Source organism: Lentimonas sp. CC4 (assembly GCF_902728235.1).
In the GTDB taxonomy this organism is placed as follows: Bacteria; Verrucomicrobiota; Verrucomicrobiia; order Opitutales; family Coraliomargaritaceae; genus Lentimonas.
Window position 1 is genome coordinate 3245531 of sequence record NZ_CACVBO010000001.1, and the last position, 23312, is coordinate 3268842.

20 protein-coding genes and 1 tRNA gene are annotated in these 23312 nt (G+C 53.0%); 15 read left to right on the forward strand and 6 right to left on the reverse strand.

Annotation, left to right across the window (positions count from 1 at the left end):
* Positions 1-104 precede the first annotated feature (104 nt).
* Genes leuS through lpxI form a run of 3 tightly spaced genes read left to right on the forward strand, consistent with a single transcriptional unit; the run spans position 105 to position 4369 of the window.
* Positions 105-2684 (forward strand): leucine--tRNA ligase, encoded by a 2580-nt coding sequence (leuS, locus tag GZZ87_RS13870; RefSeq protein WP_162026378.1) that lies wholly within the window; start codon positions 105-107, stop codon positions 2682-2684.
* On the forward strand, positions 2684-3502 hold the full coding sequence (locus GZZ87_RS13875) for a hypothetical protein (RefSeq protein ID WP_162026380.1): 819 nt from the start codon (positions 2684-2686) through the stop codon (positions 3500-3502). The genes leuS and GZZ87_RS13875 overlap by 1 nt, the downstream gene beginning before the upstream one ends.
* Before the next feature lie 9 nt (positions 3503-3511).
* Complete coding sequence (gene lpxI / locus GZZ87_RS13880; protein ID WP_162026382.1) at positions 3512-4369, forward strand: UDP-2,3-diacylglucosamine diphosphatase LpxI; 858 nt, start codon at positions 3512-3514, stop codon at positions 4367-4369.
* Here the strand turns inward: lpxI and GZZ87_RS13885 are convergent.
* A complete protein-coding gene (locus tag GZZ87_RS13885) occupies positions 4364-5227 on the reverse strand; it encodes a class I SAM-dependent methyltransferase (RefSeq protein ID WP_244648117.1) in 864 nt (287 codons plus the stop codon). The two genes, lpxI and GZZ87_RS13885, sit on opposite strands and share 6 nt — an antisense overlap.
* Positions 5228-5287: 60 nt before the next feature.
* Complete coding sequence (locus tag GZZ87_RS13890; RefSeq protein WP_162026384.1) at positions 5288-6703, reverse strand: PQQ-dependent sugar dehydrogenase; 1416 nt, start codon at positions 6701-6703, stop codon at positions 5288-5290.
* A gap of 75 nt (positions 6704-6778) precedes the next feature.
* Here GZZ87_RS13890 and GZZ87_RS13895 point away from each other — a divergent pair, with 75 nt between their 5' ends.
* The 6 genes from GZZ87_RS13895 (at position 6779) to GZZ87_RS13920 (ending at position 11515) form a co-directional block, all read left to right on the forward strand.
* On the forward strand, positions 6779-8053 hold the full coding sequence (locus GZZ87_RS13895) for a mechanosensitive ion channel domain-containing protein (protein ID WP_162026386.1): 1275 nt from the start codon (positions 6779-6781) through the stop codon (positions 8051-8053).
* Positions 8054-8080: 27 nt separating this feature from the next.
* Positions 8081-8833 (forward strand): TlyA family RNA methyltransferase, encoded by a 753-nt coding sequence (locus GZZ87_RS13900; RefSeq protein ID WP_162026387.1) that lies wholly within the window; start codon positions 8081-8083, stop codon positions 8831-8833.
* A 628-nt stretch (positions 8834-9461) separates the two neighbouring features.
* Positions 9462-9632 (forward strand): hypothetical protein, encoded by a 171-nt coding sequence (locus GZZ87_RS13905; protein WP_162028602.1) that lies wholly within the window; start codon positions 9462-9464, stop codon positions 9630-9632.
* A gap of 110 nt (positions 9633-9742) precedes the next feature.
* A complete protein-coding gene (locus GZZ87_RS13910; RefSeq protein WP_162026391.1) occupies positions 9743-10036 on the forward strand; it encodes a DUF4190 domain-containing protein in 294 nt (97 codons plus the stop codon).
* 294 nt (positions 10037-10330) lie between these two features.
* Positions 10331-10651 carry a YbjQ family protein gene (locus tag GZZ87_RS13915; RefSeq protein ID WP_162026393.1) on the forward strand — a complete coding sequence of 107 codons (321 nt, stop codon included), beginning with the start codon at positions 10331-10333 and terminating at the stop codon, positions 10649-10651.
* 192 nt (positions 10652-10843) lie between these two features.
* Entirely contained in the window at positions 10844-11515 is a 672-nt protein-coding gene (locus GZZ87_RS13920; protein WP_162026395.1) for a rhomboid family intramembrane serine protease, read from the forward strand.
* Positions 11516-11548: 33 nt separating this feature from the next.
* Here GZZ87_RS13920 and GZZ87_RS13925 read toward each other — a convergent pair.
* Positions 11549-11625, reverse strand: a tRNA-Val gene (locus tag GZZ87_RS13925).
* Between the two features lie 67 nt (positions 11626-11692).
* A complete protein-coding gene (locus GZZ87_RS13930; protein ID WP_162026397.1) occupies positions 11693-12682 on the reverse strand; it encodes a phosphotransferase in 990 nt (329 codons plus the stop codon).
* A 167-nt stretch (positions 12683-12849) separates the two neighbouring features.
* Between GZZ87_RS13930 and GZZ87_RS13935 the strand changes: the two genes are divergently transcribed.
* On the forward strand, positions 12850-14442 hold the full coding sequence (locus GZZ87_RS13935; protein WP_162026399.1) for an FAD-dependent oxidoreductase: 1593 nt from the start codon (positions 12850-12852) through the stop codon (positions 14440-14442).
* Between the two features lie 128 nt (positions 14443-14570).
* On the opposite strand, the gene erpA is transcribed toward GZZ87_RS13935, so the two are convergent.
* The gene (gene erpA / locus GZZ87_RS13940; protein ID WP_162026401.1) at positions 14571-14888 is read right to left on the reverse strand and encodes an iron-sulfur cluster insertion protein ErpA; all 318 of its coding nucleotides are present in this window, start codon (positions 14886-14888) and stop codon (positions 14571-14573) included.
* A gap of 139 nt (positions 14889-15027) precedes the next feature.
* Between erpA and GZZ87_RS13945 the strand changes: the two genes are divergently transcribed.
* Together GZZ87_RS13945 and rpoN are read left to right on the forward strand one after the other, a co-directional pair.
* The gene (locus GZZ87_RS13945) at positions 15028-16020 is read left to right on the forward strand and encodes a serine/threonine-protein kinase (RefSeq protein WP_348534063.1); all 993 of its coding nucleotides are present in this window, start codon (positions 15028-15030) and stop codon (positions 16018-16020) included.
* Positions 16021-16044: 24 nt separating this feature from the next.
* Positions 16045-17493: an RNA polymerase factor sigma-54 gene (gene rpoN / locus GZZ87_RS13950; RefSeq protein ID WP_162026402.1), complete on the forward strand. Its 1449-nt coding sequence runs from the start codon at positions 16045-16047 to the stop codon at positions 17491-17493.
* A gap of 6 nt (positions 17494-17499) precedes the next feature.
* Here the strand turns inward: rpoN and GZZ87_RS13955 are convergent, their stop codons facing one another.
* Complete coding sequence (locus tag GZZ87_RS13955) at positions 17500-18273, reverse strand: SDR family oxidoreductase (protein WP_162026404.1); 774 nt, start codon at positions 18271-18273, stop codon at positions 17500-17502.
* 140 nt (positions 18274-18413) lie between these two features.
* Between GZZ87_RS13955 and GZZ87_RS13960 the strand changes: the two genes are divergently transcribed.
* The 3 genes from GZZ87_RS13960 to GZZ87_RS13970 are packed head-to-tail and all read left to right on the forward strand — an operon-like array spanning position 18414 to position 23309.
* Complete coding sequence (locus GZZ87_RS13960) at positions 18414-21731, forward strand: UvrD-helicase domain-containing protein (RefSeq protein WP_162051208.1); 3318 nt, start codon at positions 18414-18416, stop codon at positions 21729-21731.
* A gap of 22 nt (positions 21732-21753) precedes the next feature.
* Entirely contained in the window at positions 21754-22707 is a 954-nt protein-coding gene (locus GZZ87_RS13965; RefSeq protein ID WP_162026407.1) for an endonuclease/exonuclease/phosphatase family protein, read from the forward strand.
* The gene (locus GZZ87_RS13970) at positions 22704-23309 is read left to right on the forward strand and encodes a hypothetical protein (RefSeq protein WP_162026409.1); all 606 of its coding nucleotides are present in this window, start codon (positions 22704-22706) and stop codon (positions 23307-23309) included. The genes GZZ87_RS13965 and GZZ87_RS13970 overlap by 4 nt, the downstream gene beginning before the upstream one ends.
* Positions 23310-23312: the final 3 nt, after the last annotated feature.

Below are 23312 nucleotides of genomic sequence, written 5' to 3' on the forward strand. Positions count from 1 at the left end.
AATATCAAGAAAATCTCCCGATATGCCGGGGAAGAACTCCCCGACTCCGCCTTTGCAATATTGACGGACTGCAAACGAACCTTCTAAATCCGCCGTTTTCTAAAATGGCAACACAGACCACAGACTACGACTTTTCCGCAATCGAGCCAAAATGGCAGGATTTTTGGGAGCAAAACGCAACTTACAACGCTCAGGATTTCGAGGACAAACCTACGTTCTACATCCTCGACATGTTCCCCTACCCATCCGGCGCGGGCTTGCATATCGGACACCCTGAAGGCTACACAGCCAGCGATGCGCTAAAACGCTACAAAAAGGCCAAGGGCTTTAACGTGCTCCACCCGATGGGTTGGGATGCCTTCGGCCTGCCAACTGAGCAGTATGCGATCAAGACCGGCACGCACCCGAGTCTCACCACCAAGCAGAACGTCGCGCACTTTAAGACACAGCTCCGCCAACTCGGGTTCGCTTACGACTGGTCTCGCGAAGTGAACACCACCGATCCAGGCTACTACAAGTGGACGCAGTGGATCTTCATGCAGCTGTTCAAAAAGGGGCTCGCCTATGTGGATGAGAAGCCAGTCTGGTTCTGCCCCGACCTCGGCACCGTCCTTGCCAACGAGGAAGTGCTCAACACACCCGAAGGCCCACGCTCTGACCGCGGTAGCTTCCCCGTTGAGCGTCGCCCCATCCGTCAATGGGTGCTTCGTATTACTGAATATGGTGACAAATTGATCGCGGGCCTCAAAGACCTCGATTGGCCTGATTCCACGAAGCGCCTACAGGAAAACTGGATCGGTCGCAGTGAAGGTGCAGAAATCACCTTCGACATCGCGGGACATGACTCAGACCTCACCGTCTTCACGACTCGCCCAGACACACTCTTCGGTGCCACTTACATGGTGATCTCCCCCGAGCACCCGCTGCTCTCAAAAATAACTACCAGCGAGCAGAGCGACGCTGTGTTTGCTTACGCCGAGAAGGCAAAGAGCAAGTCCGACCTAGAACGTGCCGAATTGAGCAAAGAGAAGACCGGTGTTTGGACTGGCGCGATGGCGATCAACCCAGTCAACGGCAAAGAAATTCCGATTTGGGTGGCTGACTACGTGCTCATGACCTACGGCACCGGTGCCATCATGGCCGTGCCTGCGCACGATACACGCGACTTTGAATTCGCGAAGGAGTTCGACCTCGAAATCACCCAGGTGATCGACGACAACGGAGCCGCAGAGAAGGACGACAACGGCGCATTGACCGAGGCCTACACCGGCCCGGGCGACTTGATCAACTCTGGCGAGCAAACCGGCAAGAACTCTGAAGACGCCAAAAATGCGGTGATCGCTCAACTCGCAGCCGAAAAGCGCGGCGAAGCGACCGTCAACTTCAAGCTCCGTGACTGGCTCTTCTCTCGCCAACGCTACTGGGGCGAACCATTCCCCATCGCTTGGGTCAGCGAAGCCGATTACGCAAAGGTCAACGACGACTTCAAATCCGTCGAACGCCCAGTCAGTTGCCAAATCGACGGCGAGCTACGCTTTGCTGTAGCCTTGCCAGAAAGCGAACTACCACTCGCCCTACCAGAAGTCGAAAGCTACACGCCGTCCCCGGATGGCCAAAGTCCGCTCTCGAAAGCCGAAGCTTGGTTGCACATTTACGTGGATCCACAAACAGGTGCCACCTCCAACGAGCCTGTTGAAGGCTGGGTGAAGGCTTCTCGCGAAACGAATACCATGCCACAATGGGCAGGCTCTTGCTGGTATTACCTGCGCTACGTCGATCCGAAGAACACCGAAGCGCTCATCGACCCTGAGAAAGAGAAATACTGGGGCTACCCCGACCTCTACATCGGCGGTGCTGAGCACGCGGTGCTCCACTTACTCTATGCTCGCTTCTGGCACCACGTCCTCTTCGACCTCGGCGTCTTGAGCGATCCAGAACCATTTAAGAAACTCTTTCACCAAGGCATCATTCTCGGCGAAGACGGCGAAAAAATGTCCAAGAGCCGCGGCAATGTGGTCAGCCCAGAAAGTATCGTGGTCGACTACGGCGCAGATGCGCTACGCCTCTACTTGATGTTCCTCGGGCCGCTCGAAGCGATGAAGCCATGGAATACCAAGGGCATCGAAGGCATTGCACGCTTCCTTCGTAAGGCATGGCGCCTCGTCGTTGCTGAAGATGGCTCACGTAACGCCAAGATTGGTGCAACTGAGCAACTCGACGCTGAAACCGAACGCACGCTACATGCTTCGATCAAGAAGGTCACGGAAGACCACGAAGCCCTCGGCTTTAATACCGCAATCTCTCAAATGATGATATGCGTCAACCAACTTGGCAAAGCCGAAGCGCTGACACTCGAAGCGGTTGAATCGTTCATCAAGCTACTCGCACCACTGGCTCCACACATCGCTGAAGAACTCTGGCAGTTTCTCGGTCATTCCGGAAGCATTTCCGATGCGGGCTGGCCTACGCACGACGAGAGCAAGCTGAAGCAAGACACGGTTAAAATAATCTTCCAAGTGAACGGTAAATACCGTGGCGATGCGCAACTTCCTGCGGATGTCTCTAAGGATGACGCCATCGCAGCGGCGAAGGCACACGAACGTATTACGGCTCACATCGACGGTAAAACCATCAAGCGTGAAATCTATGTGCCTGGTAAGATCGTGAACATCGTAGCGGTTTAATGCGCAACACACTTCAGCCCTTTCGGAAAACACTCTACGGTCTAATCGCCGTAGGGTGTTTATCTATGGGGCTCACGACCGCACTGTCAGCCGACATGGCCGAGGGCTTGGCATTTGCAACCAGCGTCAAAGGTAACATTCAGATTACAGACACTAAAGGACAACTCACAGAACCGAACCTCCACGACACGCTCGTGCTCAACGGGGCCACCATTAAGACGGGGAAGAACGCGCACATCTTTTTTGCCCTTTCAAATGGTGTCGGTGTCGGAATCGGGTCAAGTTCTGAAGTCATCTTTGAGACTTATGTGCAGAAGTCCTTCCCTGAACGTAAGGAACGTCTCAGCTCTGAGCCCTCAGTATCGAACCTTTCGATACGCCTCGTAACTGGGAATCTCGCAATCGCCAGTAATCAACTCTCACCGCTCTCACAAGCGCTTGTGTATCTGCCGTCAGGCGACCTGCGCATTCACTCAGCTACCTGCATTGTGCAGCATGATGAACTAGGGTCGCACATTACTGCCCGTGAAGGCACTATCACATATTATTATCCAGATGGTGAAAAACGAGAGTTCATCGTAGAGTCGCAGAGCATTCGAATCAGCCCACAAAGCGCAAAGCTCGGCAAGGTCACCGAAAACATGACATGGACTTCGTTACCGGAAAGCATGGATAAATTTTCGAAAGCCACGCAACTCGCCAGTCAGCGCGTCCTCTTTAAAGCCGGTGACAATGGCAATCCGCCGCACGCCGTCCTGGTTGCCCCTACCGCGTTTTATGATCAGTCGATAGCGCGGCCCTACGAGTTCAACGATTAGACCATTCCTATGACTGCTCCCCTGTCGAAATTTCTACCTGAGACATTTGATCAGCGCCCGATCGGTCTAATTGCAGGCAAAGGTCGCTATCCAATACTCACCGCTGAGCGTATTCGAACAGCGGGACTACCGCTTCGCATCGTATCGTTTGCAGGCGAGACCGAGCAGTCATTGATCGACTCGATCCCAGCGAGTGAGCACATACAAATCAAGGTTGGACAACTAGGGAAGCTGCTCAAATCCCTACAAAAACTCGGTTGTGGCTATGCACTGATGGCTGGGCAAATCACACCTAGACGGTTGTTTCATGGCTTACACCCCGACCTTAAGGCGCTGAAGATTCTTAACAGTCTAAAAGTCAAAAACGCCGAAACCATATTTGGCGCAATCTCCAGCGAGATCGAGGCCGTCGGCATTTCCATGCTCGACGCGCGCACACTGCTCGATGATCAACTCGCTATCACCGGCTTGATGACTGCTGGGAAACTGAAGGCAGACATCACAGATATCGAGCACGGCATCCGCATAGCCAAAGGTATGGCCGACCTCGATGTAGGCCAAGGTGTGGTCGTGCGCCGTGGCACCGTATTGGCAGTCGAAGCCTACGAAGGCACCGACCCGATGCTACGCCGTGCAGGCACCTTTAAGACAGACGACCTAATTTTCGTAAAAACAGTAAAACGCGCACAAGACTACCGCTTTGACGTGCCCGTCTTTGGACAACGCACACTGGACGTCATGTATGAAGCAGGTATTCGCACCGCAGCTCTGGAAAGCGGCAGTGTCTTGATTCTCGACAAAGCAGACATTTTAGACAAAGCCCGATCCTTAAAAATTGAGCTGTATGGCTACGATGAGGCGTCATAATAACGGCGCATTGAGCCCATCGGGCAGTTTCGCAATCGTATATACATCGTAGCGATTACTCTTCCCCTCCAAGACATGACTCGGAGCAGGGCCAGCCAACTGAGGCGCTATACGCGGCCGCTTCACCACCACACGATAACGTGCACAAGACAAAGCAGCGTCCAGTAAGCCATCTGCATCTGGATCTGTTCCGACCAGCGAGTGAAAGACACGCATCTCTTTCTTCACCATCGCGCTCTTACTGCGCACCGGAAACATCGGATCGAGATAGACCACATCAGGCTGCTGATCAGCCGGTATCGTATTCAAATAGTTTAACGAGTCTGCTTCGATCAGCTCCATGCGCTCCAGCACCTCTTGTAATTCCGCATCTTCCGTCGCCGCGAAAGCGCGCGCCTGCAATAGGCCATCTTCCAGTAACGCACGCACCGCTGGCACACGCTCCAATAACGTCACACGGCAACCGAGACTCGACAACACAAAGCCATCTCCGCCAAGCCCTGCCGTCGCATCTAGCACATGTGGATGCACCCCCCCGCGCACGCCAACTGCCTTCGCAATCATCTGCCCTTTGCCACCACCTTGCTTGCGACGATACGTCACCGTGGCGCCATGAAAGTCGGCGCGAATATTCACACTATGATCTGGGCCTACTGCATGCAGCGTCAGCCCATCGGCCCCATAGACGAACACAAAGTCGTCCCCTGGACATTGATTCATCAAGAAACGTTGCACATGCTTCGCCTTCGCATCGCAGATCGAAGTGCCATCCACACAGCGCAAGGCCAAGCGCTCGCCCAACTGCTGAACATGAGGCAGTGAATCCGTGTTTAGAAAAACGATCGAAGATAAGGACATAGGATACAGTCAGGTCATAGTGTCACTAAACCGAGGGCAAGCCTACCATTCCTCCAAATATCAATCAACTGGCACCAACCGCACGATACGATCGGGTCCATTCAGCACGACATATAAAGCCCCATCCGGGCCACTCGCCACATCGCGCACACGCCCTAGATCGTTTATGATGATTTCATCTGAAACGACCTCACCTCCCTCAATGCTCAGACGATGTAACTCCTGAGACGCCAGACCGCCTGCAAATAGATCATTCTTCCAATTCGGAAACAGATCGCCTTCGTAAAAATCAATGCCGCAGACTGCGATCGACGGTGTCCAATAATGCGCCGGTTGCTCCATCCCCTCCTTTGCGGTCATCGCGGAGATCGGCTTCCCGTTATAGTTCATACCATGTGTAATAACCGGCCAGCCATAATTCCGCCCGCGCTCGATACAGTTGATCTCATCGCCACCGCGCGGCCCATGCTCGGACTCCCACAGCGCACCTGTTTGCGGGTGCAAATCGAGTCCCTGCGGATTGCGGTTCCCATACGCCCAAGTGCTCGGATAAGCACCCTCACTGTCGGCAAATGGATTATCGCTCGGAATACGTCCATCATCATGCACCCGATGAATCTTACCATTCGGCCGTGTCAGATCCTGCGCCATTTCCATCGCACCGCGGTCGCCGATGCCAAAAAACAAATACCCATCTTTAAAAACAAGACGTGTCCCAAAATGCACACCAGCCGAACGATGATATTCGAACGGCACCTCAAAAATCACCTGCTCATCTACCCACATGCCGTCACGAATACGTCCGCGTAGGATCTTTGTCATTCCCTGCGCCTTACCATCGCGCTCACCGCCACTCGCGGCTATCCCAAGGTAGATCCAACCATTATCCTCATAATCTGGATGTAGCGCTACCTCCATCAACCCTCCCTGCCCGTGCGACCATACCTTAGGCGTGCCGCTGATCGGCTCAGACAGCACACCCGCTCGTGCCACACGCAAGGCTCCAGCACGCTCTGTGATTAACAATCCACCATCAGGCAAAAACGCCACCGACCACGGCAACGCTAATCCGTCGACCACCGTCTCGACTTCAAACCGATACCCGCCAGCAGAATACACACCCTCAGCGACCGGCACCAAAACCTGTCCCGCTCGGTCCTTCTTTTGACGCATCTCCTGGATGTAAATCTCCAATGAGCGCACCTGCGAATCAGTTAACAACAAGCCAAATGGAGGCATTCCCATCTCCAAATTGCCGTTCCTCACATAATCCATAAACGTTAATTGTTCATTGATTTGCTGCCAATCCCCCACAAGTAACGAGCTCGCTTGGCCTCCTTCCAAGTTTTCACCGTGGCAGCTCGCACAATGTTGATTGAACAACTCCTGCACCTCGCCCGTGCCGATACGATTTTGCCCAAACAACGCAATTGGCAACAGGCAGCAAGCCACTCCTCGATAAACACTTGTTAACATGCCAAAATGCTAGGCAGAATGATTGAATATGCAAAAAGATTGCGACGACACTTTTAAAGCACTTACCCTGCTGTCATGAACTTTATCGAATACTGGCATACGCTGCTCCTCCAAGATGGCAGCCTGCAGCTACATGACTCTTGGCAACTCGTCAGTATGATCGTGCTCTTTGCGCTTTGCGCTAGAACGATCGGGCGTAGAGCCAATACACTCATCACTTCGCAAAGTAACCCCCTGCATTGGATCAAGCGTAACCTATGCTTTCTTGTATTCTGGTTAGTCATCACATGCGCCACCGTGGTTTGCTCCTCACTGCAAATCGAAACCCCGGCATTTCATTTCTTTACGATTCTAGGCTCCGTATGGATCATTATCGGTCTGCTCACTAGCTTCATTCCTGTTCAATTCTGGGCAAAATCGATAGCATCGATCGGCTACTTAATGACTGCTTGCTTCTTTTTATCTCAAATTGATGGCGACGCACATCTACTCCAAGACCTGCATTTTACAGTCGGCTCCATTGATGTCTCAGCGTGGGGCATCATCACAGGGGTCATCGCCTTTGCATTCACCCTATGGGTCAGCCTCGCGATGGCGAGTTTGATTGAGACTCAGCTACAACGTGTGCCAAGGCTCAGCCCTTCTTTGCAAGTGCTGATCGCAAAGATCGTTCGTATCGCATTCATCGTCGGCGCCTCTGCAGTTGCAATGAGCTCCATGGGCATCAACCTATCAGCCTTCGCCGTGCTGGGTGGTGCTGTTGGCTTAGGTCTTGGTTTTGGTCTCCAAAAAGTCGTCTCCAACTTCATTAGCGGCATCCTCCTGTTGATCGATAATTCAATCAAACCGGGCGACGTCATTGAAATCGACGGCACCTATGGTTGGATCAATAACCTGCGCGCACGCTACGCCTCCGTCATCACCCGCGACGGCACGGAGCATCTGATCCCCAACGAAGATTTAATTACGCAGCGGGTCATCAACTGGAGCTTCACCAATAACCTAGTGCGCATACGAGTGCCCATCGGCGTCTCTTATAATTCAGACCCGCACCAATGCGTAAAACTCGTCATTGACGCAGCCAGCACCGTCGACCGTGTGTTGGCAGACCCCCCAGCGAATTGCCACGTAATCGGCTTCGGCGATAACTCCATTGACCTCGAGCTACGCTGCTGGATCTCAGATCCCGCCAATGGCGTCGCTAATGTAAAGAGCCAAGTCCTTCTCAATATATGGGATAGCTTTAAAGCCAATAATATCGAGATTCCGTTCCCACAACGCGACCTACACATTCGCTCCAGCGATGTGCCACTTACAGCCACTGAGCAAACCACTAGCGAACAAAGCTAGAATAGCGAATTATCTCACTTTTTCCATATGTCCAACGCTAAGAAAATCCGACTCGACGAATTACTTGTCGCCCAAGGTCTCGCCGACACACGTTCCCGCGCCAAAGCCCTCATTCTCGCAGGCAAGGTTAAGCTCGGCACCGATCGACTCGACAAGCCAGGCCGCAGCCTACCCGCGGATGCACCGATCGAAGTCGAATCGCCCCCGCGTTTCGTCAGCCGCGGCGGTGAAAAGCTCGAAGGCTTTTTGGATCAATTCAATATCGATGTCACTGGCCTACGTCACCTCGACGTCGGTGCCTCCACCGGCGGCTTTACCGATTGCTGCCTACAACGTGGCACGATCAGCGCGACCTGCGTCGACGTAGGCCGCGCGCAAATGCACAACAAACTCATCCAAGACGAGCGTGTGACCAATATAGAGAAGACCAACGCACGCCATCTGCAACCCGGTGACCTGCCCTTCGATGACTATCCGCTCATCGTCATGGATCTCTCCTTCATTTCGCTCACCAAAGTGCTCCCCGCAGTCTGGCAATTCTTGGCACCCGAGGGTCGACTCATCGCATTAGTTAAGCCCCAATTCGAAGCTGAAAAGCACGAAGTCGACGCTGGTCGCGGCATCATTCGCGACGCATCAGTCCAAGAGCGGATCCTCAACAGCATCCAAGCCTTCGCCCTAGAGCAGCTCCCCGGAGCAACGCTCATCGGCACGATGGATTCGCCGATCAAAGGCACCGATGGCAACCGTGAGTTCCTGCTCGGACTCACACGGCAGTAAGCCGTCGTTGGCCTTGCATTCCAACGGATCGCCAGACGTCTGCCTGGCTCATACAGAATAGTAAGCACACGAACGTATTGTGCAGTTTGAGCAAGCACGCCGCCCCAGATCCCCGTGTAATGGAGTAGCCACTTGTTACGGCGGCCTCATCAGCAATACATCGCGCCCGCTCCACTCGAGGCATAAGGCGCAAAGTTTATCGAGCCGAGGTTTAACCCGAAAGTGATACAGACATTCCTGTCTGTCCCTTTAGAGTTTTCACTGATCACACGCAACAGGCAGGAATGCCTGTATCACACCACGAGTAAGACGCCGATTTGGCACTGGTTACGACAGTCTCATCAGCAAATATATAACACCTGCTTCCTTCTGCGCGACGCAGGACAGGTCGCTCAAGGCACAAAGTTTATCAAACGTAGGTTTGCGCTGAGACCGCAGAGAACTCTCATGGGGAGTTCACGTTCGCTTGGCACTTCACGAAAATAAACCCTTGATCAACCAGCAATAATGACTTACCAATCAATCGCAATGAACCCTTGCCCTGTTTATTGAACAATAAAGATGCGAATCAGTCAAAGCGCTCAATACCGATAGAGTCCCGTCAAAGTTTTCTAAGAAAGAAATAAAGATGAAACTTATCTTCATTATGATAGCTGCCCTCGCGGGACTAGGCCTCGTGCTTGGCATCGCCGCACTTTTCGTATCCCCAGTGCACGCGATTGCGCTCTTGATCCCTAGCTCCATATACATCTCAGCATTCATGGTCTCCTATACGATCGAAGAGCATAAGACGAATTGACCGACAGACCAAGCACACCCCCAATGAAGTGTCGATCCAGTCAACAGCCCCAAGCCCTGCCACGCTCAATGCTTCAGTGTTGAAGTGCTCAATGTTCAAAATGATCATAAATGAAAACCAACTCCAACAACTCCCCAAGCACGTCAAAACTAGCAGTCACTTGTTGCAGTGCTGCGATCATCAGCGCGGGGTGCTTCCCCTATAGCTTCATCCTGAGTGTGATTCCTATAGTCATCGGCCATATGGCTTTATCAGGGCACAAACAAAATCCAGACTTGAATGGGCGAGAGCTGGCATTGGTTGGCATTAGCGTAGGCTATGCCCTATTAGCCATCGGTATCATTTTACATGCCGGAGCCTATTTGCTATTCAACAATGTCACGATTGAGACGGTTACTAATTGAATGCAAAAAAGTTAGATCGAGTAGACGGTTATCAATCAATTTCGCTGGCGCAGATCTACCACCCCAAACTTCAACCAACAGAAGCATATGAATGAAAAATTGTAACACCAAAGAGTGCAGGTTCTCGATCGAATCGAAGCTCAGCTATCGGAAATAAAATGGTTCATCGCTCTATTGATTGCATCTGTAGCGTTCCCGCCCATTGCTTGGATTTTCCTCATAATCGCTGGACTCATTCTGATCTCAGGTATCCTTGCGCGTGTGTGCCAACTGTCATCCAAAAAATAAGAAATCATGATACTCACAAATACACCAACAATTGAAGAATACAGAATTACCCAAACCCTAGGCCTCGTCAGTGGCAATATGGTGCAGTCAAAGCACATTGGGCGCGACATCATGGCTGGCCTAAAGACGATCGTAGGAGGAGAGATCGAAGGCTATACAGAAATGTTTATCGAAGCGCGAAAGAAAGCAGAGAGCCGAATGGTTTACCAAGCGAAATCGCTGGGCGCTGATGCCATCGTCAATGTGAGGTTCACGACCAGCGCAATCGCACAAGGAATGTCTGAGTTACTTGCCTATGGAACAGCAGTTAAAATCGAAAAGCTTTAACTAGACAAGATAGGGAAATTTCGTCCTACAATCTTACAATAGAATGAATTTAGACAGCGGAGATATGTTCATCATCGGGTTGCCAGAATGAATATCACAAGACTAGCCTCCTTTAAATCCTAGTCCATGCCTTACCTTGAAACCTAAAACCAAGATCAGGGCAGAAGGGGCAAACGCAAAACATAAAAATCCGTGGCTCATTTCATAAACTTCCTCCGATCCTATTGGCCTATCGCGGTCGTATTTACTGCCTGTATTGTTGCCTTTGCCTTAGACGCGCTGACGTCAACTCAAAGCAACTATTGGATGGCACAATTTATGATGGTGCCAGCGGAGGTCACTTTAAGCTGGCAGGCACTGCTATCGAACGGCTTTGACTGGAGCCAGCTCAACTCACTGAGCACCTTACTGAGCTATGCGTTCCTCCATGCGGATGCTGAACACATCACCATGAATCTCATATTCATCTGGGTCTTTGGGTCGCTAGTGCTACGTGAATTGGGAGCACTCTGGTTTTTTATAGCATTTATACTCACAGCGATTACCGGCGGCATGGGGCAGGTCTTGCTCGAACCTAATTCGATGATCCCCGTTTTGGGCGCATCGGGCGCTCTTATGGGACTAGAAGGCATTTACCTCGGTATGGCTTTACGCTGGCGTCTTCCGGACCCAGATGTCTGGCCGATCTCCTCTCCAATATCACAAGAGCGGTTAATGCTGTTTGCTGCTTTAGGTATCTTAATGGATGTCAGCGGCATTATAGGCAATGATGCGGGCACCGCCTTCGGCGCTCATATCGGCGGCTTTATTGGCGGCCTTTTCCTTGGAACAACACTTATTCCGCGACCGAAGCATGCAAAGTAAACTCGCTACCGACGATAACCTCAAACTTGAAAATGGTAGACGGAGAGGGATTCGAACCCACGACCCCCTCGGTGTAAACGAGGTGCTCTAACCAACTGAGCTATCCGTCCTCAAGTTTTGAAAATCCAGAAACATGTCGCTGATGGTCACGGGATCAAGTAAAATCACAAAGTATCACTATATATTCTCCTGCAGCTCAGCCACCACCCCGCGTGCGACCCGCTCACTGTAACTATTGATCTTCCAATGCCCGGGACTCCAACCTTTCAAAAAGCGATGAAAGTCAGTCCACGCCACAGGAAAGAGTGTCCGCCAGTCGCGCTCCAGCTCATCCAAATCCAGATCCGAATCCTGCGCAATCAAGGCCTCACGTAACGCAGCGAAATACACATCTAACAGTGTAGCCTCCTGGCGCTCGCATGCTACCTCGTTAAGGCAACTACCAATCAGATACGCGACGTCCTTCATCCCACACCCGCGCCCCACGTATTGAAAATCAACCGCTGCGACCGATGCCCCATCCTCGGAAAAGCAAAAATTCGCCAGCTTCGCATCACCATGCACCAAGGTCTGATAGGGACTCGCCTTAAGTTTCTGATCAATTACCTGTGCCGCATCTTTGAGCGCCGGATCCTCTCGTGCTAAAATCGCCAACTCATCGGGGCGCGTTTCCAGATGCCAATACGTGCCACTCGCCCATAAGCCCAAAGGCTCGGCTCCCATAAACGTCGCGTGAAAATTTGCCAACCACGACAGGCACGCGTTCAGCGCCACAGCACCGACCGATGTTAGCCGCACACCAAACCCTGCGGCATCGAGATCTTCCATCACAATAATTAACTCATGGCCGACCGACTCCAACGCAAGGCACTTCGGCACACGGCAACCCACTCCACAACGCGCACTCCAGTCACGATACCATGCCGTCTCCACCTCATAGGACTTCAACTTCCGCTGATGCGAGTGATCTGTATTCCAACCCCGCGGATGTGCCACCCCCTCTGGCAACGATACATGCTTCACCACTACGCTCTCCAGCGCAGCGCCCTTTAGGCCATAGCGAACAATCGAGCCATAACCGCTCCAGAGACTCTGGATCACGCCCAAATCAACCAACTCCGTCGCGCCCGTCGCGCTCAATATTACCGATTTCAAATGTGCATTCATTCGAGCGCGAAGCATGGGCAGGATGAGCCACTATCCAAGTGAGAACTGCCACGCCATCTAACTAAATAGCGCCATCCTGATAATCAAGTCCCGCCACGTGCGTTTTCCGCTCCGAAAAAACAAACTTGTTCTCAGTGGCGAAGCAGCACAGACACTTACTCAAGACTATGCCTGAGAATACACCAGAAGGAACCGAGCAAGCACCACTCGTTGATATCGTCCTACCGATTGAAGAATCGGAAGATGCCGTAGCCTGGAGAACTGCCATCGCGACAAAGCTGGCACTTCCAGAGGCACGGATTGTCGACATGCGTCTACGTAAGCACTCGATCGATGCCCGCCAGCGGCAAATCAAAGCGCAGCTACGCATCGAAGTCGGTATTGATCAACCACTCCCACCTGAGCCTGAGTTAAAGCCCAACTACGCAACGCCGGCCACTGACGCGAAGGCAGTCATCATTATCGGCTGTGGTCCCGCCGGTATGTTTGCCGCCCTGCGCTGCCTGGAACTCGGCCTAAAACCTATCATTCTCGAACGCGGTAAAGACGCTTCCGCGCGTCGCTTCGACCTCGGGCCGATCCTCAAAGAAGGCACCGTCATCGAGGACTCCAACTATTGCTTTGGCGAAGGCGGCGCAGGCACCTTCTCGGACGGCAAACTTTACACCCGCGCAAAAAAGCGCGGCCCAATCCGCGACATCTACGAAACATTCGTCGCTCATGGCGCACCGGAACGCATCTTGATCGATGCGCACCCGCACATCGGGTCCAATCTCCTCCCAAAAGTGGTCATGGCCATGCGCCAATCCATCCTCGAAGCAGGTGGCGAAGTTCACTTCGGCGCGAAGGTCAATGAGTTCATCCTCAGTGATGGCCGTATCCGTGGCGTCACTACGGTCGATGGCCGCGAGTTTCTCAGCGACCGCGTCATCCTAGCAACCGGCCACTCGGCGCGTGACATTTATCAAAAGCTCAACGAGCAAGGCGTGCGCTTAGAGCAAAAGGCCTTTGCCGTCGGCGTGCGCATTGAGCACCCACAACCACTGATCGATAGCGCGCAGTATCACTACCCGCTCGGCCAAGAGCGCCCCCGCCTACTACCTGCCGCCAGCTACCGACTCGCCACCAAGATTGATGACCGTGGCGTGCACTCCTTTTGTATGTGCCCCGGTGGTTTTATCGTGCCAGCTGCGACTGAGAATGACGAAGTCGTCGTCAATGGCATGAGCCTTGCGCGCCGTGACTCCCCCTTCGCCAATAGTGGCATGGTTGTCAGTGTTGAGCCTGAAGATACAGAGCCTTTCAAAGCAGAGCACGGTGTGCTCGCAGGCATCGCCTTTCAAAAACAACTCGAAGTCGCGGCCAAAGAAGCTGGCGGCGGCGGGCAAGTTGCCCCAGGGCAGCGAGTCACCGACTTCCTAGCGGGGAAGGCATCTGCCGATCTTCCCGCAACCAGCTACTTCCCTGGTATCCTGAGCGCACGCCTCGACCAGATCATGCCTGAATGGATCGTGTCACGCATGCGCCGCGGCCTGAAGCTATTCGGTCAGCAAATGAACGGCTATATCACAGAGGAATGTAACCTAATCGGCTTTGAGACCCGCACCAGTTCACCGGTGCGCGTGCCCCGCGACGCCGACACGCTGCAACATCCGGACGTGCAAGGCTTCTACCCATGTGGCGAAGGTGCAGGTTACGCCGGAGGCATTGTCAGCGCCGCACTCGATGGCATCCGCTGCGCCGAAGCCGCAGCGAAATAGCGCGAAGTAAAACTAAAGTGACACAGGCATTCCTGCCTGTTCCTTTCAGCACGGCTAAAGACAGACAAGACAGAGGTCTACCGTAGATGACGTAGCAATGCCTGTATCACATCACTGCACAAAACACTCTAATTAAACGAGCGACCGCAACCGCATGTGCTGCTCGCGTTCGGATTGCGCACTTCAAAGCCTTTGCCGGAGAGGCCATCATCGAAATCGACTACGCTGCCGTCTAGATATTCTAGGCTCGTTTCATCGACAAGAAAGTCGACGCCGTTGCTTTCAAATAGCTTATCGTCGTCTTTTTTATCGTCAAACGACATCCCATACTCGAAGCCAGAGCAACCGCCTGCTTCCACTAGAATACGGAGTTTTTGCCCTTCGGTCGCTTTTTCTGCCTGTAAAATTCGGATTTGTGCTACGGCACTGTCAGTCAATGTAATCATAGCCGACAACAAATGCGCTTCAGATCCCCTGTCAACTGGATCTATGCTAGAAAAACGATATACAGCATTTTTCATGCTAGTTTGTCATATTTACTTGAAAAAAGTTAAAACCCACATCCTTATTCTATCCATGAGCCACATGAAGCACATATTCAATGAACTCCACTTCGAGATCGTCCATACGATCGCCGAGGGCGGCATGGGCATTGTCTATGAGGCCGAACAACGCGGCGCTGGTCACTTCAGTAAGCGAGTCGCGATCAAATTGATCCGCGAAGAATACTCAAAAATTGAAGAATTCCGCAAAAACTTCATTGGCGAAGCTCGCCTAGTCGCCGACCTGATCCACACCAATATCGTTCAGACCTACCATCTTGGCGAAATCAGCGGGCAGTATTTCATGACAATGGAATACGTAGACGGAATTACACTCGAAGACTTCATACTTCGCCACACGCAGACGCATCAACCGATCCCAGCCGACATAGCAGCCTTCATCGTGTCCAGAATCTGCCGCGGCCTCTCCTATGCGCACCAGAAGTGCGATACCAATGGCCGCCCACTCGGTATCGTTCACCGCGATGTCAACCCGCGCAACATCATGCTTGCTCACGAAGGTGATGTTAAGCTCACCGACTTCGGCATCGCGAAAGCACTCGACCTCATGTATAATGACGAGGGCGAGGTCATTGCAGGCAAAGACGAATACCTCTCCCCCGAGCAAGCACGACGCGAAGTCACCGACGCACGCGCAGACCTCTTCAGTTGCGCGATCATACTCGCGGAGATGCTACTCGGCGAAAATATCTTTGAATCCAACACTGGCGAAGCCACTCGTAAGAACATCCTAGAACTAACAATTCCAGATTTTATTGAAATGCGTCCGAACCTCGATCCACGCCTCGATGACATCCTACAACACGCCTTCCAGCGCGATCGTAATAAGCGCTATCAAACCGCTCAAAGTATGCTCACCGCTCTGGAAGTATTTCTTTACGGCGAAGGCTATGGTCCAACCAATGAGAAACTAGCCAGCTACATCCACGACCTTTTCGGCAAAAACAGCAGCAGCGCAGCAAAGCGCTGGGCTCTAGGCGAGACACCAGGGCTCGAACAAGACGAAGAGTCCTAAGGCCCATCACGTCATCATATCAGCATGAGTTCACAAGGCTTCCAACAAGTTCAAAAACAATCGCAGTCGCTCGTATTAGCGCCGCAACTGCGCAACTCTCTAAAGATCCTACAAGCACCAGCGGTCGAACTGCGCACTTCTATTCTAGAAGAGCTTCAAGCCAACCCGCTCCTCGAAGAGCTGGCGATCGACAGCATCAGCGTCGAAGAGCACCGCGAAGAGCCAAACGCGAATGAGCTCGATCAAGACGAGGAGATGGATTTCAACGCGGATGACTTTAGCGCCATTGAGCGCATGAGCGAAGACATGCGCGAGCACTACGCGCTGGAAAACACCGGCCAGAGCCACACCTCCGAGGATGAAGAGCGCCGCGAGCACTTCATGAACTCGCTCACCACCAGCACATCTCTGCAACAGCACTTGATCGAGCAAGCCGAACTCACAGACTGCTCCGATCAAGAGCGCGAGGCTCTCATCTACCTGATTGGTAGTATCGACGACAATGGATTTCTAACCGAGACCGTATCGAACATCGCCCTGACTAGCCGAATCCCATACAGCTCTGTGAGCAAGGCCTGCGAAACACTGCGAACCTTCGAGCCACAGGGCATTGGCACCAAAGACACACAAGACTGTTTAGCCACTCAACTAGAACTACGCGGTCGCGGCACCTCGACTGCAGCACGCATTCTGCGTGATCATTTTGAACTCCTAATCCGTCGTCGCATCCCCGAACTTAGCCGTAAGCTCGGTGTCACGACAGACGACATTCAGGATGCCATAGTAGAGATCTCCACGCTCGACCCGACACCCGGTAAACGCTTCAGCCCCGACTCTAATACAGTTATCGAGCCAGACGTCACTGTATTCAAAGATGAATACGGCGAATGGAAAATCGTGCTGAATAACGACTACATTCCACGCCTACGAATCAGCAGCACTTACAAGGATATGCTGGCCAAAGGCAATCTAAGTAAGAAGGAAAAGGAATTCATGGTCGAACGCATGCGCTCAGGAAAATTCCTGATCAACTCGATCGAGCAACGCCAACAAACCATCGAACGCATCACGCGAGAAATCCTAAAATTCCAGAGCGACTTTTTTGATGCTGGCGTGTCGAAACTACGCCCACTGACGATGAATACCATCGCTCAAACTGTCAGCGTTCATGAGACCACGGTTAGCCGAGCCATCGCGAATAAATACATTCGCACACCACATGGGGTCTTCGCGTTTAAATATTTCTTCACACCTGGCTACAAGGCCGGCGGCGGTGAGGCGGTTTCCAATAAATCCATCAAAGATATGATCAGCCACATCATTGATGAGGAGAATCCAGCCAAGCCCTACAGCGACCAAGGTATCGTCAACATCTTAACCGAAAAAGACATCAAGATCGCACGACGCACGGTGGCCAAATACCGTGAAGAACTAGGCATTCTACCGACCAACTTGCGACGTAGATACGAGTAGCAGGCTCTAAATCGAGCGAATGATTCCCCCCTCGACACGGAGTGAACTGCCATTGACTGCGCCATTTTTTGCAAGAAAGAGAGCCGCTTCTGCGATCTCATCAACTTGAGCAAAGCGCTGAATCAACGAGGTCGGCTCGTGCTCTTGAAAATAACTGCTCAAGACATCTTCCAACGGCTTGCCCTCCTGCTTCGCTAAGCCATCGAAATATTCCTCAACTCCACCAGTCCAGGTTGGCCCAGGCAGCAGTGTATTCACACGCACCGCCGTCCCCTTAGTCAATTCAGCTAAACCACGAGAGATTGAGACCATCGCGGTCTTCGTCATCGAATAGTGAATCATTTGCGGCAATGGTTTAACAGCCGCCTCGCTGGATACGTTAATAATACCGCCGCGGTCACGCTCCAACATGCCAGGCATCAACGCACGGCAAAGACGCACCATACTCATCACATTTGTTTGGTAGTAGCGCAGCCATTCATCATCGCCCAACTCAAAGAAATCTTCCACGCTAAAAATGCCCGCGTTATTGATCAAAATGTCAACCGAACCATGCTCTGCCAACTGAGCCAACACTGCTTGCGTCCCTGCCGCGGTTGCCAAATCCCCCCACGCACCTCCAGCGGCACCGATCTCCTGAGCGGCAGCCAGCGTTTTCACCTCACCACGTCCATGCACGATCACACGCGCACCATCTGCGACAAACGCACGTGCAATTGCTTGGCCTATGCCTTGGGTAGAACCTGAAACGAAAACCAGTTGATCCTGTATTATAGCCATGGTCATTAACATGACCTCAACGCACAAGGTTCGCAAATCACTAGAAACGGTTAAATGCAAAATAAGTGACTAATACTGATAAAGGACGAATCGTTCTTCATCAGCACCAGATATTGCAGTTAAAACCCACCGCATTGTAGATGGACAAGCGTGCCCATGCTCCTAGCATTCTAAGAGAATTGAACACACTGCAAAACATCGCCATTTCCGCCTCTGCTGGCTCAGGTAAAACTTACACCCTGACGAATCGCTTCATCTATCTGTTGCACGCCTTTGAGCAGCCTGAGCGCATCATCGCCCTGACATTTACCCGCACCGCCGCAGGCGAGTTCTTCCACAAGATCATCGAGAAACTCTGCGATGCTGCCGAAGATCCCGAAAAAGCCGCCTCACTGTCGAAGGAGCTAAAAATCCACGCTGACTGCACGCGCTACCACCACTTGCTGCAACTACTGATCCACAGCATGCATCGGCTCAATCTACAGACACTCGATAGTTTCTTCTTTCGCGTCGTCTCCGCCTTTGCGCTCGAACTCGGGCTCTCCGGCAGCCTCAACCTACTCGACGAAAGCAGCGAACCGCGCATGCGCAACGAAGTGCGTGATAGCATCGTGCACCGCCCCGGCGAACTGACCACCGAGCTCAACGAATTTTGGCATGCCTTCAAGCAAGCCACCTACGGCCAAGAAGCGCGCAGCATCGAAAAAGTCGTCTCCGATTTCATCGAGCAACTCTACTCACTCTACCTAGACACGCCCGATGCCAACCGCTGGGGCAACCCTCAACAAATCTGGCCACAAGGCTGCCCCTGGCAAACCAGCGCCCACCCCGATTGGGATCAACTCGCCAACAACCTGCTCGCCGCCCTACCCGAGGATCTAGGCAAAGCACAGATCAATGATTTCAACTCCGCGGCAAACGCGATCCGCAACTACGGCGCGAACGAAAAGCTCAACACCCTACTCACCAATGCCCTCGCAGTCGCGCCTGACATCTTCGCAGGCAGCGCCACGATCAAAGTCCGCAAAGAACTCCCACTCAGTGGCGCCCTCTGCACCGCCCTCGCAGACTGCCTGCGCGCCATCGTCTGGCACCATCTCAAACGTGCGATGGAAAACACCCAAGGTGTGCACCGCATCCTGCAAGCCTACCACGAAAATTACGATCGGATCGTCCGGCGCCCAGGCCGCCTCGCCTTCGCCGACCTGACACACCTGCTCTCGCCTGATGCCGAAGGTTCGCCCATGGGCGTGGACGACGAGATGACGCGCCAGCTCATGGACTTCCGCCTCGACGGGCAGTTTGACCATTGGCTATTTGACGAATTCCAAGACACCAGTCGTCCGCAATGGGAAGTCGTGGCGAATCTAATCGACGAAATCGTGCAAGACGGATCAGGCGAACGCTCGTTCTTCTACGTCGGCGACACCAAGCAATGCCTCTACCTCTGGCGCAACAGCGACGACCGCCTTTTCCACGACATCCAGACGCATTACAACTCCGGAGGCATGGAGCTGATTGCCAAGCAACCGCTTTCGATGTCTTGGCGCTCCGCTCCCGCGATTCTGGATGCGGTCAACGAAGCATTTAGCGACAACGCCCTCATCGGCGAGGTCTTCTCCACCGATGCCGCCGCACGCTGGGCACGCGCATGGCAAACACACGAGCCCTCACCTGCCACCGAAAAACTAAGCGGATTCAGTTGCTGGATCGAAGCCAAGAAGAACGACAGCCCCACCCGCAACGAACTGATCTTAAAAATCCTGCAAGACCTCAACCCGATCGAACGCGGGATGAGCGTCGGCGTGCTCGTGCGCAAAAACGCTGATGCCAACGAAGTCGCCGACTATTTACGCGAAAACTGTAGCCTACCAATCCATACCGGCTCGGCAATCAAACCCGCAGTCGACAACTCTGCCGGCGCTGCCCTGCTCGCACTGCTCAGCCTTGCCGCCCACCCCGGCGACAGACATGCACACGGCTACCTCAACCTGATCGACGCCTCCACCGAGGGCGCACCGCTCGCAAATGCCAGCGAAGCACTACGGACACGCCTACTCTCAGACAGCAACGAAAGCGCCGTGCGCTGGGCCGCCGAGCAAATTATCGAGCACTTACCCGCAAGCGACACACGCCACCGCGAACGTCTCAACCGACTCATCGACAAAGCACGCGCCTTCGACAGCGAAGAGCGCCGCGATATCGACGGACTGATTCACTTCCTGCGCAACAGCAGCAGTGGCGAATGCCACGCTGGCGAAGCCGTCATCATTGAGACGATCCACAAATCCAAAGGACTCGAATACGACGTCGTGATCCTCGTCAACGAAGACAAAACCTCGCGTAGCGAAACACGCATCAGCCCCCTGCTCGACCCACAAGGCAAAGCCGATTGGATACTAGAGCCGATCAAAAAGGATCTCATGCAGGCAGATCCAATGCTCAATCAACTGCTCGACCAAAGCACCAGCCAGCGTGGCTTCGGCAATCTCTGCACCCTGTATGTCGCCATGACTCGTGCCAAACGCGGTCTCTACATGATCAGCGATCTCGACCGTGTCAGCAAAACCTCCACCGTCCATTTCCTAAAAGAACGCCTCGGCCACGAAGCAACCGCCACCGAACTCTTCCCCATTCAAAGTTCAGAGTTGGACGTTCAACGTTCAACGTTCAACTACCCCGTGCTTTGGAGCATCGGTGATCCCAACTGGCACAGCTCTTTTGAGGCAGAACAGCCTGAATCAGCGGACACCTCCCACTCCACACTTCCCACTCCACACTTCGACCCCGCACACCCACGATTGACTCTGGCACGCCCGTCATCAGGCCATGCACGCCCACTCGCCGCAGCGAAGTGCTTCGACCTCGACGAACAAGCCAGCACCTTCGGCACCGCCGTCCACGACGCCTTCGAACAAATCGAATGGCTAGCGCCCGAGAAGCCCAAGAAGCGCACGCTCAAAGACGACAACAATCTAACCCTAGATCTCTTTGGCACAGAGAAAACGGGAGGGACGAGCTCCGCCTCGTCCGCAGAGCCCGAGTCAGAAACTCACCAGTCACCAGTCACAACTCACAATTCGCCGGAAGTCCGAAGCACACTCGCCGCCGCCTTCGACAACTCCGACATCCGCGCCCTTTTCACAAAGCCAAAGACCGCGTCCACCGTCTGGCGCGAGCGCGCCTTCAGTTATGTCGAAGTCGATCAATTCACCAACGGCATCTTCGACCGCGTTGTCATTCACTACGACACAAGCGGCGCAATCACGCGCGCCGAAATCATCGACTTCAAAACCGACCGTATCCACGAATCCAATACGATCCTGCAAGCCACCGACCACCACCGCCCACAACTCGAAGCCTACCGCAAAGCGCTCTCCAAAATTGTCGGCCTTAATGAGAGTGCAGTTGAGCTGAAACTACTTTTCACGGATGTCCCAGCGCTCGTGACTGTGTAGCTAAACCACTATCACCGACTCCGTGACCGAAAACAGACTACTCGGATACTTCAAAACACGACTCACCTATGGTGTCGTCGCATGTATTATTTGTCCTGTGCTTGGGGCACTCGGACAGTGGCATTGGATATTGGATTTATTTTCGCATTTCCGCATACAATACACGATCACACTACTCGGAATCGGAGCAGCACTACTATTATTGAGGCACACACGCTGGGGCTTCATCAGTTGCATCACAGGCATCGTGCTATCCATCAGCCTATTGCCCTATGCCCCGAAACAAGCACCCGAAACGCTTCCAGCACCAGAGCATAACTTACTCAACTACAACCTAAACACTGCAAATCGAAAATATCAGGAAGTGCTCGAATTCCTCCAGACGACCAACGCCGACATCGTCTTTCTAATGGAGGTCAATCAAACATGGATCTCAAAACTTTCCGCCCTAAAAGCAAGCTACCCATATTCCATCATGCATCCTCGGTCGGATAACTTCGGGCTCGCTCTCTACAGCAAACACCCAATCGATAATGGGATGATTCCAAGCTTCGGATCAAATGAACTACCAACGATTGAAGCTGCCATTCGTCTCCCAAAGCAGACACTACATCTCATCGGCACACACCCCCTCCCTCCGGTGAGCAAAGAGAACAGCGACAGCAGGAATCAACAACTAACGAGCATTGCTGCTCATATACAAAACACTTCACACGACTACCAAATCGTCACCGGTGACCTCAACTGCACTCCTTGGTCTTTCATCTTCAAAGACTTCACACAGCAAGCAGCACTCAAAGACAGCAGTATTGGCAACGGCATCGGAGGCACTTGGTTTCGTAAACTGGGATTTATTTCGATCCCGATTGACCACATTCTCGGCAGCGAGCGCATCACCTTCACGGAGAAGGAAATCAAAGACACGTTCGGATCCGATCACAGCGCGGTCCTTGTTAATTTCATTCTGCACCCATGAGCGACCTCCTCTATTACATCATCTGCAGTCTCCTCCTGACAGGTTTCAGCCTACTGCTGGTCGTGTTGATTGTCGCGCGTCGTATTAGAGGTAAAGTCGGCAAACTCTTCTCCGAGGACATTTCGCACCTCACACAAAAAGAAGCCACGTATCGACAACGGTTTCCCAACGAGGACGAGGCACAAATTCTGCAACGCGTCATTCGCAGCGAAGCACGCATTGCTGGCACCGTCGGATTTTTCGCGGGGCTCGGTGGCATCGTCACGCTTCCGATTACATTGCCAATCAATATTCTCGCGACGATCCGCATACAATACCGCCTCGCCGAATTCCTCATAAGCAAACAAGCGAACCGTCCCTTACGAACCGACACTCAACGCGCCAAAGCGCTCGCGGTCGTCTTTGGCAGCAGGCGCCTATCCGAGGCAGGCAGCAAAGTCGCCATTCGCACAGCCGGCAAATATGCACCACAGGCCGCATTAAAATGCATCCCACTCATCGGTGCCATCACCGGATTTCTAATCGATTACTACGGCACGCGCGCCGTAGGAAAAGTGACCAGTAGTCAGTCACGTGCTTCGTCACCCAAACAGCTCACTTAAGCC

Coding starts and splice junctions, on each gene's coding strand:
- GZZ87_RS13905 (WP_162028602.1), top strand. CDS start 9,462: ATGAAACTTATCTTCATTATGATAGCTGCCCTCGCGGGACTAGGCCTC.
- GZZ87_RS13970 (WP_162026409.1), top strand. CDS start 22,704: ATGAGCGACCTCCTCTATTACATCATCTGCAGTCTCCTCCTGACAGGT.
- GZZ87_RS13915 (WP_162026393.1), top strand. CDS start 10,331: ATGATACTCACAAATACACCAACAATTGAAGAATACAGAATTACCCAA.
- lpxI (WP_162026382.1), top strand. CDS start 3,512: ATGACTGCTCCCCTGTCGAAATTTCTACCTGAGACATTTGATCAGCGC.
- rpoN (WP_162026402.1), top strand. CDS start 16,045: ATGAGTTCACAAGGCTTCCAACAAGTTCAAAAACAATCGCAGTCGCTC.
- GZZ87_RS13935 (WP_162026399.1), top strand. CDS start 12,850: ATGCCTGAGAATACACCAGAAGGAACCGAGCAAGCACCACTCGTTGAT.
- erpA (WP_162026401.1), bottom strand. CDS start 14,888: ATGATTACATTGACTGACAGTGCCGTAGCACAAATCCGAATTTTACAG.
- GZZ87_RS13885 (WP_244648117.1), bottom strand. CDS start 5,227: ATGTCCTTATCTTCGATCGTTTTTCTAAACACGGATTCACTGCCTCAT.
- leuS (WP_162026378.1), top strand. CDS start 105: ATGGCAACACAGACCACAGACTACGACTTTTCCGCAATCGAGCCAAAA.
- GZZ87_RS13910 (WP_162026391.1), top strand. CDS start 9,743: ATGAAAACCAACTCCAACAACTCCCCAAGCACGTCAAAACTAGCAGTC.
- GZZ87_RS13890 (WP_162026384.1), bottom strand. CDS start 6,703: ATGTTAACAAGTGTTTATCGAGGAGTGGCTTGCTGCCTGTTGCCAATT.
- GZZ87_RS13930 (WP_162026397.1), bottom strand. CDS start 12,682: ATGAATGCACATTTGAAATCGGTAATATTGAGCGCGACGGGCGCGACG.
- GZZ87_RS13895 (WP_162026386.1), top strand. CDS start 6,779: ATGAACTTTATCGAATACTGGCATACGCTGCTCCTCCAAGATGGCAGC.
- GZZ87_RS13875 (WP_162026380.1), top strand. CDS start 2,684: ATGCGCAACACACTTCAGCCCTTTCGGAAAACACTCTACGGTCTAATC.
- GZZ87_RS13900 (WP_162026387.1), top strand. CDS start 8,081: ATGTCCAACGCTAAGAAAATCCGACTCGACGAATTACTTGTCGCCCAA.
- GZZ87_RS13945 (WP_348534063.1), top strand. CDS start 15,028: ATGAAGCACATATTCAATGAACTCCACTTCGAGATCGTCCATACGATC.
- GZZ87_RS13960 (WP_162051208.1), top strand. CDS start 18,414: ATGGACAAGCGTGCCCATGCTCCTAGCATTCTAAGAGAATTGAACACA.
- GZZ87_RS13955 (WP_162026404.1), bottom strand. CDS start 18,273: ATGGCTATAATACAGGATCAACTGGTTTTCGTTTCAGGTTCTACCCAA.